The organism is Haloechinothrix halophila YIM 93223, assembly GCF_000504245.1.
Lineage (GTDB): Bacteria > Actinomycetota > Actinomycetes > Mycobacteriales > Pseudonocardiaceae > Haloechinothrix_A > Haloechinothrix_A halophila.
The window spans coordinates 1,097,098-1,112,946 of sequence record NZ_KI632509.1; the positions used below are offsets into that span (position 1 = coordinate 1,097,098).

The 15,849-nt window shown below is 68.1% G+C and carries 14 protein-coding genes and 1 pseudogene; 7 read left to right on the plus strand and 8 right to left on the minus strand.

Features of this window, described 5'->3' with window-relative positions; all coding sequences use genetic code 11:
• Window position 1 precedes the first annotated feature (1 nt).
• Complete coding sequence (locus tag AMYHA_RS05135; protein ID WP_034268497.1) at window positions 2–799, plus strand: MBL fold metallo-hydrolase; 798 nt, start codon at window positions 2–4, stop codon at window positions 797–799.
• On the opposite strand, the pseudogene AMYHA_RS05140 reads toward AMYHA_RS05135, so the two are convergent.
• From AMYHA_RS05140 to AMYHA_RS05150, 3 genes and pseudogenes are all read right to left on the minus strand, one after another.
• A pseudogene (locus AMYHA_RS05140) lies at window positions 797–2,014 on the minus strand (MFS transporter); the annotation flags it as partial. The gene AMYHA_RS05135 and the pseudogene AMYHA_RS05140 sit on opposite strands and share 3 nt — an antisense overlap.
• 445 nt (window positions 2,015–2,459) lie before the next feature.
• Window positions 2,460–3,134 (minus strand): Crp/Fnr family transcriptional regulator, encoded by a 675-nt coding sequence (locus AMYHA_RS05145; protein WP_034268500.1) that lies wholly within the window; start codon window positions 3,132–3,134, stop codon window positions 2,460–2,462.
• Window positions 3,135–3,511: 377 nt separating this feature from the next.
• Window positions 3,512–3,769 carry a hypothetical protein gene (locus AMYHA_RS05150; RefSeq protein ID WP_034268503.1) on the minus strand — a complete coding sequence of 86 codons (258 nt, stop codon included), beginning with the start codon at window positions 3,767–3,769 and terminating at the stop codon, window positions 3,512–3,514.
• A 219-nt stretch (window positions 3,770–3,988) separates the two neighbouring features.
• Between AMYHA_RS05150 and nth the strand changes: the two genes are divergently transcribed.
• The 4 genes from nth (at window position 3,989) to AMYHA_RS05170 (ending at window position 7,362) form a co-directional block, all read left to right on the plus strand.
• Window positions 3,989–4,714 (plus strand): endonuclease III, encoded by a 726-nt coding sequence (gene nth, locus AMYHA_RS05155; RefSeq protein WP_231104916.1) that lies wholly within the window; start codon window positions 3,989–3,991, stop codon window positions 4,712–4,714.
• Window positions 4,711–5,379, plus strand: a complete 669-nt coding sequence (locus AMYHA_RS05160) for a TlpA family protein disulfide reductase (RefSeq protein ID WP_034268506.1) — start codon at window positions 4,711–4,713, stop codon at window positions 5,377–5,379. Before nth ends, AMYHA_RS05160 begins: the two co-directional genes overlap by 4 nt.
• An 8-nt stretch (window positions 5,380–5,387) precedes the next feature.
• Window positions 5,388–6,083: an NUDIX hydrolase gene (locus AMYHA_RS05165; protein WP_034275876.1), complete on the plus strand. Its 696-nt coding sequence runs from the start codon at window positions 5,388–5,390 to the stop codon at window positions 6,081–6,083.
• Between the two features lie 91 nt (window positions 6,084–6,174).
• Entirely contained in the window at window positions 6,175–7,362 is a 1,188-nt protein-coding gene (locus AMYHA_RS05170) for a MarP family serine protease (RefSeq protein WP_034275878.1), read from the plus strand.
• A gap of 110 nt (window positions 7,363–7,472) precedes the next feature.
• On the opposite strand, the gene AMYHA_RS05175 is transcribed toward AMYHA_RS05170, so the two are convergent.
• The 4 genes from AMYHA_RS05175 to acs form a co-directional block, all read right to left on the minus strand.
• Window positions 7,473–8,453: an alpha/beta fold hydrolase gene (locus AMYHA_RS05175; protein WP_051399557.1), complete on the minus strand. Its 981-nt coding sequence runs from the start codon at window positions 8,451–8,453 to the stop codon at window positions 7,473–7,475.
• Window positions 8,410–8,931, minus strand: coding sequence for a phage holin family protein (locus AMYHA_RS05180; RefSeq protein WP_051399558.1), 522 nt, complete (start codon window positions 8,929–8,931; stop codon window positions 8,410–8,412). The genes AMYHA_RS05175 and AMYHA_RS05180 overlap by 44 nt, the downstream gene beginning before the upstream one ends.
• 72 nt (window positions 8,932–9,003) lie before the next feature.
• Window positions 9,004–10,209, minus strand: coding sequence for a Na+/H+ antiporter NhaA (gene nhaA, locus AMYHA_RS05185; protein WP_034268508.1), 1,206 nt, complete (start codon window positions 10,207–10,209; stop codon window positions 9,004–9,006).
• A 142-nt stretch (window positions 10,210–10,351) separates the two neighbouring features.
• Window positions 10,352–12,352, minus strand: a complete 2,001-nt coding sequence (gene acs, locus AMYHA_RS05190; RefSeq protein ID WP_034268511.1) for an acetate--CoA ligase — start codon at window positions 12,350–12,352, stop codon at window positions 10,352–10,354.
• Between the two features lie 179 nt (window positions 12,353–12,531).
• On the opposite strand from acs, the gene AMYHA_RS05195 reads away from it, so the two are divergent.
• Together AMYHA_RS05195 and AMYHA_RS05200 are read left to right on the plus strand one after the other, a co-directional pair.
• Window positions 12,532–13,269, plus strand: a complete 738-nt coding sequence (locus AMYHA_RS05195) for a Fic family protein (RefSeq protein ID WP_034268514.1) — start codon at window positions 12,532–12,534, stop codon at window positions 13,267–13,269.
• Between the two features lie 7 nt (window positions 13,270–13,276).
• Entirely contained in the window at window positions 13,277–14,425 is a 1,149-nt protein-coding gene (locus AMYHA_RS05200; protein WP_407919902.1) for a CapA family protein, read from the plus strand.
• Window positions 14,426–14,431: 6 nt separating this feature from the next.
• On the opposite strand, the gene AMYHA_RS05205 is transcribed toward AMYHA_RS05200, so the two are convergent.
• Window positions 14,432–15,349 carry a MurR/RpiR family transcriptional regulator gene (locus AMYHA_RS05205; RefSeq protein WP_051400332.1) on the minus strand — a complete coding sequence of 306 codons (918 nt, stop codon included), beginning with the start codon at window positions 15,347–15,349 and terminating at the stop codon, window positions 14,432–14,434.
• Between the last annotated feature and the right edge of the window lie 500 nt (window positions 15,350–15,849).

Sequence of the window (15,849 nt, forward strand, 5' to 3'; positions counted from 1 at the left end):
CATGCGGCATCCTGCCTACGGCCAGCTGCGGCCCGTCAGCGAGATCGCGTCCGTGCTGCTGGAGAACAACCCGTCGACGATGACGCTGGAAGGCACCAACAGCTGGGTGCTTCGGGCGCCAGGCGCGGCGGGCAGTGTCGTCATCGATCCTGGCTACGACGACGAGGAACACCTCGACCTGCTCGTCGCGGCGGCTGGTGACGTCGAGCTGGTCCTGCTCACCCACCATCACCCGGACCACGCCGAGGGCGCTCCCGGCTTCGCCGAGCGGGTCGGCGCGCCGGTGCGAGCCTTCGATCAGGAGCTGTGCTGGGGCGACGATGACGTCAGGGCCATCCGGCACGGCGATGTCGTCGAGGCGGCTGGTCTGCGGTTCGACGTGCTGCACACTCCTGGCCACACCGCCGACTCGGTGTGCCTGACGGTCGGCCACGGCGCTACCACGCACGTGCTGACCGGGGACACCATCCTCGGCTACGGCACGACGGTGCTCTCCCACCTCGGGAACTATCTCGACTCGCTTGACCTGCTTTCCGACAGCCACACTGTGCCCGACGGCGCCGTCGGGCTGCCCGGTCACGGACCGGAGCTGGCCAACCTGCGCGGCACCGTCCGCGAGTACCGGGAGCACCGGGAGCAGCGGCTGAACCAGGTGCGCGGCGCGCTGGCCGAGCTAGGAGCGGACGCCAGCCCTCGGCAGATCGTCGAGTTCGTCTACACCGACGTCGACCCCAAGCTCTGGGGAGCGGCCGAGGCCAGTGTCCGCGCGCAGCTCGACTACCTCAACCGGCGGGGTTGACGCCCGCACGGTGTGCCGTCGCGCCCACACCAGCGCGGCGAGCGCCAGCCCGGCGCAGGCCGCCGCGAGGAAGGACATCGGCGGACCGAACCGTTCGACGACGAACCCGCTGGTCGAGTGGCCGATGGACAGCCCGAGCGTCGCAGCGGTGATGACCCAGCCGAACGCCTCCGTCGCGGTTCCCTTCGGCGCGACGACGTCAATCGCGGTGGAGTGGCTGGTCGCCTGCGGGGTGATGAGCGCGCCGGCGATCACCATGCAGCCCGCGAGCAGCAGCAACGATGTCGGCGCGAACGACGTCGGCAGGACCAGCAGGCCCACCAACAGCCCGTGGCCGCCGAGCAGCACCGGCAGCCGTAGCGGCAACGCCCGGGGCCACGGCCGCAGGCTGAAGAAGACGCCGAACAGCACCGAACTGAGCGACCACACCGACAGCAGCAGCCCGCCGATGGTCGGTTCGCCAGCGGCGGTCGCGACGGCGGGGACGGCGACCTCGACGAACCCGATCACGATGCCGAAGCCGAGCACGGCGATCACCACCGTGCGCATGCCCGCGCTGCCGAACGCGCCAAGGAGACTGCCCGCGTGCTCGCCCTTGGGTCGTGCCCGCCACGCCCGTACTGGGGAACTGAGCGCGAAGCCGACCGAGCCGAGCGCCATGCAGGCGGCACCAGCGACGACGCCGGAGCCGGGCCACGGCGTCAGCAGCATGATTCCGGCGAGGCCGGGACCGAGGATGAAGAAGACCTCCATGGAGATCGCCTCGTAGGCGTAGGCGGCATCGCGCGCGTTACCGGGCGGCAGCAGCCGTGCCCACAGCGATCGAGCGGCCGACGGCACGCCGGGCTGGGTGCTGCCCGAGAGGACCGCGAGCGCCACCAGCAGGACGGTTGGCGCGATCTGCTCGATCGCGAGGACGAGCGTGATGACAGCGGCGGTGAAGACTACGGTGGCCAGCAGGATCGGCCGGGTCGGCCCGAATCGGTCGATGATCCTGCCCTGCACGACGGAGCCGATCGCGACGCCGATCAGCAGTCCTGCCCCGACCACGCCCGCGATCGCGAACGAGCCAGTGACGTGCTGGGTGTAGAGCAGCACGGAAAAGCCGATCATGGCGATCGGTAGCCGGGCGAGCAGTGAGCACAGCACAGGCAGGCCAGCGCCGGGGGCGGTCAGCGCGGCGCGGTAGTCGGCGAGGGATGCGTTGTTGGACACGCGTACCAGTATGACCAATTATGGTACGGCAGTACCACTCGAATTCAGGTCAGGTCACTCACACCTGGTTGCGCGCCGATGCGCAGGGCACGGAATGGCGGATCTCGATTGGGTAACGTTGTGCGCGTTTTATGCCGACTTATGCAACATAACCGCCCTCCGCACCGTCCTTGAGGGTGAACGGCCTTGAAGTCGCGGACATCGTGGGCGATCGTAGGGACAAGAACATAGTGAAAAACTCCCTCCGGCAAATTGGGTCGGGGCCTATGACCGGAGGGCGGGGAGCGCGGAACGTCGGGGGATGGGCCGCGCATACAGAAAAAGGAGCCGGTGCGCCACGTCGGGGGTGGCGCCCGGCTCCTTTTTCTGCTTTCCGATTGTGGCGTCGCGCGCGGTCGCGGCAGCGTTAACCGGCCCGCGCGGTGACGTGTGTCACTCGATCGAATTAACGAGCCCTGCGGGCCAGTCGCTCCGGGTCGAGGATCAGCACGCTCTTGCCTTCCAGTCGCAGCCAGCCGCGCTGGGCGAAGTCGGCGAGCGCCTTGTTCACGGTCTCGCGCGACGCGCCGACGTACTGAGCGATCTCCTCCTGCGTGAGGTCGTGGGTGACCCGTAGCAGGCCGGCCTCCTGGCTGCCGAAGCGCTGCGCGAGCTGCAGCAGCGCCTTGGCGACGCGACCAGGCACATCGGTGAAGATCAGCTCGGCGACCATGTTGTTGGTGCGGCGCAGCCTGCGCGCCACCACCCTGAGCAGCTGCTCGGAGATCTCCGGTCGTGTCGAGATCCACTGGCGCAGGGCTGCCCTGTCCATGATGACCGCGCGCACCTCGGTCACGGTGACCGCGCTCGACGTCCTCGGCCCCGGGTCGAAGATGGACAGCTCGCCGAACATGTCAGAAGGTCCGAAGATGCCCAGCAGGTTCTCCCTGCCATCCGGGGACTTGCGCCCGATCTTCACCTTGCCTGACTGGATGATGTAGAGCTTGTCGCCTGGCTCGCCTTCGTTGAAGATCACGTGCCCCCTGGGGAACTCCACGCTCTCCAAGGTCTGCACGAGTGCCTCAGCCGCGGCTGGTTCTACGCCCTGGAAGATGCCCGCGCGGGCAAGGACCTCGTCCACCTGTGCCTCCTGTCGCACGCGACCGTGTTTTCCGCAGTCTGTCGCGGGCACGTGTCGCTGGTCACTGTGCCTCAATTTACCGCCCGGGCTACTCTATGTCGGCACAGCCTGTCTTGCCCGGTTGTCGTGCTGTTCCGACCTTGACGACGGGCCTGGTGAGCCCACCGCGAGGCCGTCAGCGAGTAGCCCGGCCTGTGTGGTGCAGTCTAGGGCGTACTCGCGGAATGCCCTGGCAGGAAGCGTCGGCGCGGCCGCGATCGAACCCACACGTGTGAGTGCTCCATCGATGACCGCGTGACGACGCGATCCGCCAAGTAGGCGATCTTAGACGTCGGTCACGCGGCGTTGCCACCCGGTCCGGTAGCTGAGGGTATACGTTACTGTGCGTTCTCGGGCCTGCGCGTACGGAGTTTGTTCGCCTTGCCGCTGATCCTGCGCAACCGGAACAGTTCCAGCGCGCGGCCAATGCCCTGGCCATAGAGCGCGCCTACCTCGTTGGGCTGCGCCTTCTCCAGGAACTCCTCGACGTCTTCCTCTTTGACGGTCACATTGCGGAGCCTGCTCTCCACCCGCTCCATGAACAGCGCGAAAACCAGCACGACCAGCGGAACTGCGACTACGAACCAGACCGTCATAAGGTCAATCCTCGCTTACGTCTCAATGATCGTGCAGGTGTTGGACCCGGATCGGCGTGTTCTTGTGATGTTGCTGTGACGCCAGCGCCTGGCCCTAATCCGCTGCCCACTGACGAGTGAGCCCGCTTCTGGCCGTAGGCTAGCCGTGTGCCGTCAGTAGCTAACAATGGCCCCGCTAACAGTGGCCGGCGTCGCAGGAAGTTCACCGACGAGAGCAGGCTGGCACTCATCCGGCGCGCCCGGCGCATCTACCGCAGGCTCGGCGACGCCTTCCCCGACGCGCACTGCGAGCTGAACTACAACACCCCGCTGGACCTGATCGTCGCGGTGATTCTGTCGGCTCAGTGCACCGACGAACGGGTGAACAAGGTGACGCCCGCGCTGTTCGCGCGCTATCCGACCGCCGCCGACTACGCGGGTGCCGACCGGGAGGAGTTGGAGAGCTACATCCGCTCGACCGGCTTCTACCGGAACAAGGCGACTTCGCTGATGGGGCTCGGCGCCGCGATCGTAGAGAAATTCGACGGCGAGCTGCCCGGAAGGCTCGCTGACCTGGTAACGCTGCCCGGTGTGGGGCGCAAGACCGCTAACGTCGTGCTCGGTGAGGCGTTCGGTGTGCCTGGCATCACTGTCGACACCCACTTCGCCAGGCTGGTGCGGCGATGGTGGCTGACCGACCTGGACGATCCGGTGAAGATCGAGCACGCGATTGGTGAGCTGTTCCCCAGGAAGGACTGGACGCTGCTGTCTCATCGGGTGATCTTTCACGGCAGGCGGGTCTGCCACGCGCGTACGCCCGCCTGCGGGGCGTGCCTGCTCGCGCGGGACTGCCCGTCCTACGGCACTGGCCCGACCGACTTCGACACGGCGGCGCGGCTGGTCAAGGGCCCGGAGCGGGATCGTCTGCTCGAGCTCGCCGCTGGCCCCGGCGAGGTGACGCCGTGAGCCGGACCGCGCGGTGGACGCTTGTGCTCGGGGCGCTGGTGCTGGCTGGCATCGTCGCCCTGCTGCCGGTGTTGCGCGGCGAGGATCCCGCTGCGCCCGGCGCGTCTGACGCGGATTCGGGCGAGCTGGCCGATGCGCGGCAGGCCGCCCGGCTGCCGGACTGCCCCACTGCGTCGGGCGGTTCTGCCGCGTCGGACGACCCGGGTGCGTCTGATGCCGCCGTCGTGCCGAAACTGCGCGGCGTCCACGCCCGGTGCTTGGCCGACGGTAAGCGGATCGACGTCGGCACGGCGCTGGCTGGCAGGACGACACTGGTCAACCTATGGGCGACCTGGTGCGGTCCGTGCCGCGAGGAACTGCCGGTGCTCGCCGCCTACGCCGCCTCCGATGGGGCCGCGGACGTGCTGGCCGTCCAGGTGGACAGCGGTGAGCGCGAGGGCCTGGAACTGCTCGCTGAGCTGGGTGTCCGATTGCCCGCCGTGCACGACGGTGAGGGCAGGGGGCCGATCCGTTCCGCGCTGCGCGCGCCGCAGGCATTGCCGGCGTCGTACGTGATTACTCGCGGTGGTCAAATCCACTTGATCGAGAATCCGAGGGTGTTCTCGCGCGTTGAGCAGGTACGGAAGGCCGTCGAAGCCTACGCAGCCAACGGAGGACGCCCGTGACAGAGACCGTGCCCGGCCCGCTCGTCGAACCCGTCGATGTGCCGACGTGGCTGCGCGGCCTCGTCGGCATCGCGGGCGAGTTGGATCACAGCACGTTCACCCGATTCACGCCGCCGAGCGACGGTGATGTCCGTGACGCGGCGGTGCTGGTGCTGTTTGGCGAGGACGACTCCAACGGCGCTGGCCCCGAACCGGACGTGTTGCTGTTGCGCAGGGCGGACGAGATGCCCTCGCACCCAGGTCAGGTGGCCTTCCCCGGTGGTGGTGCCGATGACGGCGATACCGGCCCGGTCGACACCGCGCTGCGGGAAGCTGTCGAGGAGACCGGGCTCGACCCGGATGGCGTGCTGCCCGTGGCCTTGCTGCCGCAGCTCTACGTCCCGGTGTCGGGTTTCGCTGTGACGCCGGTGCTCGCGCACTGGGAACGGCCGAGCGCCGTGCACGCTGTCGACCCCGGCGAGACGTCGGCCGTGGCGCGGGTCAGGCTCGCCGACTTGGCCGATCCCGCCAACCGGTTCGTCGTCCGCAGGGAGGAGGGCGGTTGGCAGGGGCCAGCGTTCGTTGTCGACGGCCTGTTCGTGTGGGGGTTCACCGCGGGGCTGCTGAGCGTGCTGCTCTCGCTCGGTGGCTGGGAACGGGAGTGGGACACCACCGACGTCCGGCCGCTGCGACGCGCGCTCGCCGATCATGGTGAGCGCTTGTGATCAGGGATGACATGCTTTCCAGTAGCCCGCGTCACGACCGCGCGGGCGAGCTATTACGGTTGCCAGGCCGGAAGTCCACGAGGGAGTGATCGTGAACTGGGTCGACGTCATCGTCCTGCTCGTGGCGCTGCTGGCTGCCATTTCCGGTGCGCGGCAAGGCGTTATCGTCGCGCTTCCCGCGTTTCTCGGCGTCTTGTCGGGCGCCATCATCGGGATTCGGTTCGCCGCGCCCATGGTCGTGGACATGTTCCAGAACCCGGCGGCGAAGGTGGCCCTCGCCTTCGCGACCGTGGTGTTCCTGGTCGCGCTCGGTGAGACGTTCGGCGTCTGGGTGGGCAGAACCCTCAAGGAACGATTAGGCGCGAACGGCCCCTCCGTTCTTGAGAACGGGCTCGGCGCGCTGGTGCAGGGGCTGGCCGCGTTCGCGATCGCCTGGCTCGTCGGGTTCTCGATGACCAGCGTGTCCGGTCTGCCAGGGCTCGCGGCGGCGATCAACAACTCGAAGGTGCTCGCCACGGTCAACGACAGCATGCCGGATCAGGCGCACGCCCTGCCGAACGATCTGCGCAAGCTGCTCGACGTCTCCGGGCTACCCCGGATCCTGCCGCCGTTCGCCGAGTCGCCGAACCGGGAAGTGCAGGCGCCGGACACGGCGCTGCAGAAGTCCGCTGTGGTGCAGCGGGTGCGGCCCAGCGTGCTCAAGATCCGGGGTGAGGCGCCGTCTTGCTCCCGCAGGCTGGAAGGCAGCGGGTTCGTCATCGCGCCGCAGCGGGTGATGACCAATGCGCACGTCGTCGCGGGCACCAACCAGGTCGGGGTGGAGTCCAACGGTTCGCTGCTCAACGCGACGGTCGTCTTCTTCGATCCGGATGCTGACGTCGCCATCCTCAACGTGCCAGCACTGAACGCCCCGGCGCTCAATTTCCAGCCAGCGCCAGCCGACGGCGGCGACAGCGCGATCGTGCTCGGCTACCCGCTCGACGGCCCGTACACCGCGACACCCGCCAGGGTGCGGCAGCAGATCACGCTGCGTGGCCCGGACATCTACGAGTCGAAGACCGTGCGCAGGGACGTTTACACGGTGCGGGGCCAGATCCGCAGTGGGAACTCCGGCGGGCCGATGGTTGCCCCAGACGGCGACGTCCTCGGCGTCGTCTTTGGCGCCTCGGTGCAGGACCCTGACACCGGCTTCACCCTGACAGCGGAAGAGGTCGCACCGGAGGTCCAGCAGGCCCCCGGCATGACGCAACCCGTCGGCACCGGCCGCTGCACGTCCTAGCGCCCGTCGCGTCGTGTCCTGCATTCCCAACGCTGTGTCCTGCGCTCCCGACGTCGTGTCCTGCGCTCCCGACGCTGTATGGCGTGCTCGGGACGCCGTGTGACACCGGGTCAGTGCGCGTCGAGCCAGTCCCGTAGCAACACCGACGTGCGGTCGGGTGCCTCCAGATGCGGGTAGTGCCCGACGTCGGACAGCAACTCGAACCGTGAGCCGGGACCGGCCCAGCGGGTGCTGGCGCGGGCGGTATCGAGCAGCACACAACTGTCCGCCACGCCGTGCACTTGCAGCACGGGTGCCGGGCTGGGCGTACGCACCGCGCGGGCGAAGCGCCTGCCGTCGCCACGGAACAGCGAGCGGAATGCCCACCGGTAGTACTCCAGCGAGCAGTGCGCCACGCCAGGAATCCGCACGGCATCGCGCAGCGTCGCGGCCGTCGGGGCGAAGTCGGGGCTCGACGGCCATCCTGGTCCGGACCAGTCGCGCAGATATCGCTCGACCTGCGCGGCGTTGTCCTCCAGCAGGCCGCGTTCGGCCACGATGGGGAGCTGGAACCGATACATGTGCCCGGTCGCACGACGTTGGCGCTCGTTCACCAGGCACCGTCGTAAGGCTGGCCGTAACGCGAGAGGGTGAGAGGCGGCGAGGACGCTGACCGTGCTGACGACGCGCGGGTGCAGTGTCGCCGCCGTCCAGGCGATGGCGCCGCCCCAGCCGTGCCCGGCAAGGTGCGCGCGGCGTGCGCCGAGCGCGCGAACCAGGCCAGCGACGTCACCGGCAAGGGTCCAGGCATCGTAACCACGCGGAGTCTTGTCGGAGTCGCCGTAGCCGCGCATATCGGCGGCGACCACGCGGTAGCCCGCGTTGGCTAGGAAGGTCAGATGCTCGCGCCAGACCCACCAGCACTGGGCGAACCCGTGCAGCAGCACGACGAGCGGACCATCACCCGCTTCGGCGACGTGCAGCGCGATGCCGTTGGCGGAGATGTCACGGTGCGTCCACGGCCCTGGATACCGGACGCTGGATGGGTCGGGTGCGCGGGACACGCTGCTAGCTGCGGCTCGCGCCACCCTGGTCCGCGCTGGCCTCCTCATCGGACTGTCGGTGCCGAAGCGTCTCCGACGTCTTCTTCACACTTGCGATGGTCTCCTCCGGCGCGTGGATCTTGCGCACCTTGCGCCAGCCGAGCACGCCGCTCGCGACCGCGACCACCAGCATCAGGCCGAACACGATGAGGAACGCGGCCCAGCGCATCAGCCACACGGAAAGCAACTCGCCGAGGAAGAAAAAGAAGAAGAACGAGCTGTACAGTGCGACAACGAGGGCGATGACGAAGTAGACGCTGCCCTTGACGCCCTTCTTGACCTCGCCGATGACCTCGGATTTGGCGAGCTCGATCTCCGCTCTGACCAATGCGGACATACGCGTCGACGTATCGCGGACGAGCGTGCCAATTGACGGTTCGCCCGCGCCATTGCCCGCAAGGGCTTTGTCATCGTCGGTCAGCGGTAGGTAGTCCACCGTCCCGCTGGCGTCGTTGAACTGCTCCTCGTGCCGTGTCACGGGTGTCATCGTGCCATGGCCCGGGTGACTTGCAAGTGATGAGGTAGGGCGATTCGCGTGCGAGTTCGCGCACGTGGCCGCTTATGCCTCCTGCGCGTTGTTGTACTGCGCGTGCGCCTTGCTGCGTTTGCTGAGCAGTGCCGCGGCGAGCAGGGACGCGGTCGCCGACGCGATCAGCACCGCGGACTTGGCCGGTTCGCGCGCTTCTTCGGGCAGGCCGAGATCCGCGATCAGCAGACTGACGGTGAAACCGACCGCGCCGAGCATGGCCAGCGCGGTGATGTCCCGCCAGTTGGTCCGGCTCGGTAGTCGTCCGATACCGAGCCGGACCGCGATAGCACTCGCGCCGACGATGCCGATCAGCTTGCCGCCGATGAGTCCCGCCATGACCGCCAGCGGGATCTTCGAGGTAAACACGGTCGTCATCGCTTCGGCGTTGATCGGGACCCCCGCCGCGAACAGCGCGAAGACCGGAACGGCGATCAGCGCCGAGTACGGCTGCAACCGGTGTTCCAGCCGGATGGCCGGAGCCTCCTCTTCGCCGGGATCGGCGCGCACCCTGGTCAGCAGGCCGAGCGCGACACCGGCGATGGTGGCGTGGATGCCCGTGGTGTGAATAGCGATCCACACCACGACCGCGAGCGGCACATACAGCCATGCGGTCCGCACCCGCTTCTTTTGCAGCAGCCAGTACACGGCGAGCGCCACCAGCGCCACGCCGGCAGCGACAAGGTCGAAGCCCGATGTGAACAGCACCGCGATGACGATGATCGCGCCCAGATCGTCCACCACGGCCAGCGAAAGCAGGAAGATCCTGGCGCTGCTCGGTAGATGTCGCGCGGTCAGCGCGAGCACACCGAGCGCGAATGCGATGTCGGTGGCCATCGGGATGGCCCAAGCGCGCTCGTAGCCCGGCTCGCCCCACGAGATCGCCAAGGCGATGATCGCCGGGATGACCATGCCGCCGATCGCGGCCACGATCGGCAGCGCGGCTGCCTTGATGTTGGACAGCTCGCCGACGACCAGCTCACGTTTCAGCTCGAGTCCGACCACGAAGAAGAACAGCGCGAGCAGGCCGTCCTTCGCCCAGGTGCCCACGCTGAGATTCAGGTGGAGGAGGTCCGGCCCGATCTTGGCGTCCCTGAGCGCGACGTAGCTGTCACCGAAAGCCGAGTTCACCCAGATGAGTGCGATGGCCGTGCCGATGAGCAGCACGATGCCGCCAGTGGTTTCGGTACGGAGATAACGGGCGAACTCGGCCTTGGGATGGGTCCGGCGGCGGGCCACACACGCTCCATGGGTCGTAGGGACATGAGTGTCTTACTCGCCGACCAGACTTCCCGGCACTCCTTCGGTGATCCTAACCGCGACGTCCACTCAGGGCCGCTTGATGTGTGATTGCTCAACCCGCTCGGCGGGTTCTGTGTGACTACTCGTCGCCTTTGCCTCCTTTGAGGCCCTCCGAGATCTGGTCCATCACCGTGGTGTCCGCCAGCGTGGTCACGTCGCCGACCTCGCGGTTCTCGGCGATGTCGCGCAGCAGCCGACGCATGATCTTGCCGGAGCGGGTCTTCGGCAACTCTGGCACGACCATGATCTGCCTCGGCTTGGCGATCGGGCCGATCTCGGAGGCCACGTGGTTGCGCAGCTCTGTGATGGCCTTCCCACCGCTGGCGTCGTCGTCGGCCCCGCCGCGCAGGATGACGAAGGCGACGATGCCCTGTCCGGTCGTAGGGTCGGACGCGCCAACGACCGCCGCCTCGGCGACGTTGTGATGCGAAACCAACGCGGACTCCACTTCGGTGGTGGAGATGCGGTGGCCAGAGACGTTCATGACGTCGTCGACCCGGCCGAGCAGCCAGATATCGCCGTCGTCGTCGTACTTCGCGCCGTCGCCGGCGAAGTAGAAGCCTTGGTCGGCGAAGCGGGACCAGTAGGTGTCCTTGTAGCGCTGGTCGTCGCCCCAGATGCCGCGCAGCATGCCGGGCCAGGGCTTGTCGAGCACCAGGTAACCGCCACCGCCGTTCGGGACTTCGACGCCCTGGTCGTCGACGACCTTGGCGGAGACGCCGGGCAGTGGCCGCTGCGCTGAGCCAGGCTTAGTCGCGGTCACGCCGGGCAGCGGCGAGATCATGATTCCACCGGTCTCGGTCTGCCACCAGGTGTCCACGATGGGAGCCTTCCCGCTGCCGATGTGGGTGCGGTACCACATCCACGCCTCGGGATTGATCGGTTCGCCCACGGATCCCAGCAGGCGCAGCGACGACAGGTCGTACTGCGCGGGGATGTCCTCGCCCCACTTCATGAACGTGCGGATCAGAGTGGGCGCGGTGTAGTACAGCGTGACGCCGTAGCGCTGCACGATCTCCCAATGACGCCCCTCGTGTGGGGTGTTCGGCGTGCCCTCGTAGACAACCTGGGTGGCGCGGTTGGCCAGCGGCCCGTACACGATGTAGGAGTGGCCGGTCACCCAGCCGATGTCGGCGGTGCACCAGTAGACGTCCTCGCCTGGCTTGTGGTCGAACACGACGTGATGCGTGTAGGCCGCATGGGTGAGGTAGCCGCCCGAGGTGTGCAGGATGCCCTTCGGCTTACCGGTCGTGCCCGAGGTGTAGAGGATGAACAGCGGGTGCTCCGCGTCGAATGCTTCCGGTGTGTGGCTGTCGGGCTGGCTGTCCATCAGCTCGTGCCACCAGATGTCACGACCGTCGACCCATTGCGGGGTGCCGGTCTCGTCACCGGTGCGGCGCACCACGAGCACCTTCTCCACCGACTCCGCGCCTGCAAGGGCCTCGTCGACCTGCGATTTCGTCGCGGTCGCCTTGCCGCGCCGGTACTGCCCGTCCGATGTGATGACGACCTTGGCCTGCGCGTCGTCAACCCTGGTGCGCAGTGCCGACGGCGAGAAGCCGCCGAAGACGACGCTGTGCAGCGCACCAATGCGGGCGCACGCCAGCATCGCCACGATCGCCTCCGGCACCATCTGCAGCTGGATCGCTACCCGGTCACCGGCGCCGACGCCCAGCGACGCCAGACCGTGGGCCGCACGGCTGACCTCCTGCTGTAGCTCCGCATAGCTGATGTCGCGAGTGTCGCCAGGCTCACCGATCCAGTGGATCGCGACCTGATCGCCGTGACCTGCCTCGACATGCCGGTCGACACAGTTATAGGCCACGTTGAGCTTGCCGCCGACGTACCACTTCGCGAACGGTGCGTTCGACCAGTCGACGACCTGGTCCCACTTGGTCTCCCAGTGGAGCCGCTCGGCCTGTTTCGCCCAGAACGCGTCACGGTCGGCTTCGGCCTCCGCATAGGTATCGGCGGTGGCGTTGGCACGCGCTGCGAAATCCTGGCTCGGCGGGAAAGTCCGCTCCTCGGTGAGCAGGTTGTCCAGGGTCGCCGACTGTCCGGATCCGGTCCGCTCTGCCATGCTGCGAAGCCTCCTGACTACTGGTTTTCAGGGTCGGGTAACAGGGGATGTGCTCTGTGACTACCGACGTTAGCGCCCCGTGCCCACACTCGCACCAGTCTTCCGGAGAGGACTCCGCGAACGGCTGGGATTGGCCCGCCAGTGGAACCATTCGCACCCCAACGAGTAACGTCCGCGCTGTGACGGACCCGCTAGCACCTCTCCTCGACTTACCCGGCGTGACCGAAGCCGTGCGCTCCGCGCGCGAGTCGGTTGACGCCGTGCACCGGCACCCGGCCAACCGCACCGGCTGGCCAGCCACCGCAGCGGAGGCGTCGGTGCGTGCCGCGCGCGCGTCTGCCGGTATCGACGGCGCCGACCCCGAGATCCCCGAGGGTGGGGAGGTCGATGAGCCGGTGCTCGCCGGATCGCTGCGGGTCGCCGAGTCGCTTGGCCCGCTGCTGCCAACCTGGGAGCGGGCGCCGTTACAGGCGCTCGCCCGGCTGCACGTGCTCGCCGCCGCTGACCTGGTGACCGACCCGGATGAGCTGGGCCGTCCCCGGCCGGGTGGTGACATCGCCAAGCGGCTGGAGTTGCTCGGCCAGTTGGTCACCGGGGCGACGAGCGCGCCAGGGCCGGTGCTCGCCGCCGTGGTGCATGGTGAACTACTCGCGCTCAACGCGTTCCCGTCCGCGGACGGCGTGATCGCCCGTGCTGCCGCGCGGCTGACGATGATCTCGACAGGGCTGGACCCGAAGGGTCTCTCGGTGCCCGAGGTCGCCTGCTACCGCAAGTTGAACCGCTACCGGGCTGCCGCGGAGGGTTTCGCCAGCGGTGAGGCCGACGGCGTCAGGGACTGGGTGCTGTTCAGCTGCGAGACAGTGGAAACCGGCGCGAAAGAAGCCGCGGGCATCGCCGACGCGGCCGCGGAAGACTGACGTGACGGTGCGAGGCAGGCCGTTGAGCGCGGTCCTGCTCGTCACGGTGGTCGCGCTGACGGCTGCGTGCTCGCCGGAGGCGACGAGTGGTGTGCCGACGGCGCCGACGTCGACGGCCCGCGATGCCGCAGCACTGCAGGAACGGGAGCGGCCGCGTTCGTTCACCGTCGTGGCGACGGGCGACATCCTGATCCACTCCGCGCTGACCGCGCAGGCCGACCGCGATGAGGGCGCGGCAGGCGACGGCCGCAGGGACTTCCGCGATCTGTTCGCCGGGATCCGGCCGGTGATCCACGGTGCCGATCTGGCGCTCTGCCACCTTGAGGTGCCGCTCGCCGCGCCAGGAGGGCCGTTCAGCGGCTATCCGGCGTTCAACGCGCCACCCGAACTGGCCGGCGCTCTGGTCGATACCGGCTACGACGCCTGTTCGACCGCGTCCAACCACACGCTCGATCGGGGCGAAGAGGGTGTGCGGCGCACCCTGCGGGCGATGGACGCCGCCGGGCTGCGGCACACCGGCTCGGCACGCACCGCGCGAGAGGCGGCCAAGCCACTGATCATGGACGTCGGTGGCGTCAAGGTCGGTCAGGTGTCGTACAGCTACGGCTTCAACGGCATCCCCATCCCGGAGGGAAGGCCCTGGATGGCGAATCAACTCTCCGCCGAGCGAGTGATCGCGGAGGCGAAGAAGGCCCGCGCCGCGGGCGCTGACGTCGTCATCGCGAGCCTGCACTGGGGTGACGAGTACCAGCACCAGCCGACCGCGGAGCAGACCTCGCTCGCGTCCCGGCTGCTTGGCACGAAGGCGATCGATCTGATCGTGGGGCATCACGCGCACGTCGTGCAGCCGATGGAACGCATCAACGGCAAGTGGGTCGCCTACGGGCTCGGCAACAGTGTGGCCAGGCACGACGAGCCGCGCGGGGTTAGCGAGGAAGGCATCGCGGCTCGTTTCCGCTTCACCCACACCGGTCAGCGGTGGCGGGTCGACAAGGCTGAGTACGTCCCGACCCTTGTCGACCTCGGGCCGCCGATCCGGCTGCGGAACCTGACCGCGCAGGACGCCGCCCCCGCGCGGGAGTCACTGCGGCGTACCGACCGCATCGTGCTCAGCAGGGGCGGCGGCAAGCACGGTCTCAGCAGGCCGGGCCGCTGAGGCCGCTCAGGACGGCTCGTGCGGCTTGCGCCTGCCGTCCGGCCGGACGCCGAGCCGGTGCGACATCGTCGCGTCGTGTTCCGGGTCGACGGCCAGTCGCGCGGTCGGCCCCAACCGCTGCGCGACACCGACGAACAAGCAGTCCGTCACGGTCAGCGCGGTGATGCGACTCGCGGTCCAGCCAGCGCGGAACGTCGTCTCGTGCGCTGCCGTGGTCAGCGTGTAGTCCGCTGTGGTTGCGATGGGTGAGCGTGGGAAGTTGGTGATCGCGATGGTGATCGCGCCGCGCTGCTTCGCGGTGCGCAGCGCCTCAATTGTGTCCGATGTGGACCCGCTGTAGGAGATGCCGATCGCGACATCGCGTTCGCGCAACACCGATGCGGAGTTGAGCATCACGTGGGTGTCCGACCACGCGAAGCTGACCTTGGAGATGCGGTGCAGCTTCTGCTGCAGGTCGGAGGCCACGAACGCGCTCGCGCCGACGCCGTAGATGTCGATCCGTGGCGCGACCGCCACCGCGGTCACGGCGTCGGCGAGCACGTCGATGTCCAACTGCGACGCGGTGTCCTCGACGGCTCTGGCCTCGGCGAAGCTGATCTTGCTGACGATCGCGTCGAGATCGTCGTCAACCGCGATCTCGCTGCCGAGCACCTTGCTGCCACGCGCCTGGCTTCGTGCGGTGTCGGCGGCGAGCGCGATTCGCAGCTGCGGGTACCCGCCGACGCCGACCGCTTTGCAGAACCGCGTCACCGTGGTCTCGCTGGTGTTCGCGGCGAGGGCGACCTCGGTGATGCTGCGGCTCGCGACGGCGGACGGGTCGTCGAGCACGACTTTGGCGACGCGCTGCTCCGCGCGCGCGAGGCCGGGTAGCAGGGAGCGAATGCGTACCAGGGGTCCAGGACCGTCGTCCGCCGCGAATTCGATGACCGGCGTGACACCGTCAGGCTCACTGTCATCAGCGGCGGCAACGTCACCCACAGAGGTTGGAATCGACAACTACGCCCACGCCCTTCCGTCACATCACGATCCACGGGTTGGTTGCCCTGGTAAGGCACACGCTCAGGAGAACGGGCGATAGACACGAACATGCCGATCTGCCCATACCGTGAATGCTGGTCTGTGAAGGACGTCGCTTGCAAGCTCAAAGCCGTTAACGGACGTGGTTAACAAGTTGACAACAGAACGCGACGTCTTTTCATGTTGGTGTGACGGCGGATTCGCCGCGGAGAAGAGGTACCCATGCACTGGCGGCGGCCCGTCGACATGACTGTCGGCGGGCCGCCGCCTGCTCGCGCGGGCAATCGGGTTACCAAGCGTGCAACTCGTGTCGTACCTTGTGGACTAGGCGTCCGGCGTCCCGGTACGCAATCCCGTTGACGACAAGCCTCCCGCGGCGTGCTGCGCGTGGGTGCCCGGTGTCCGCG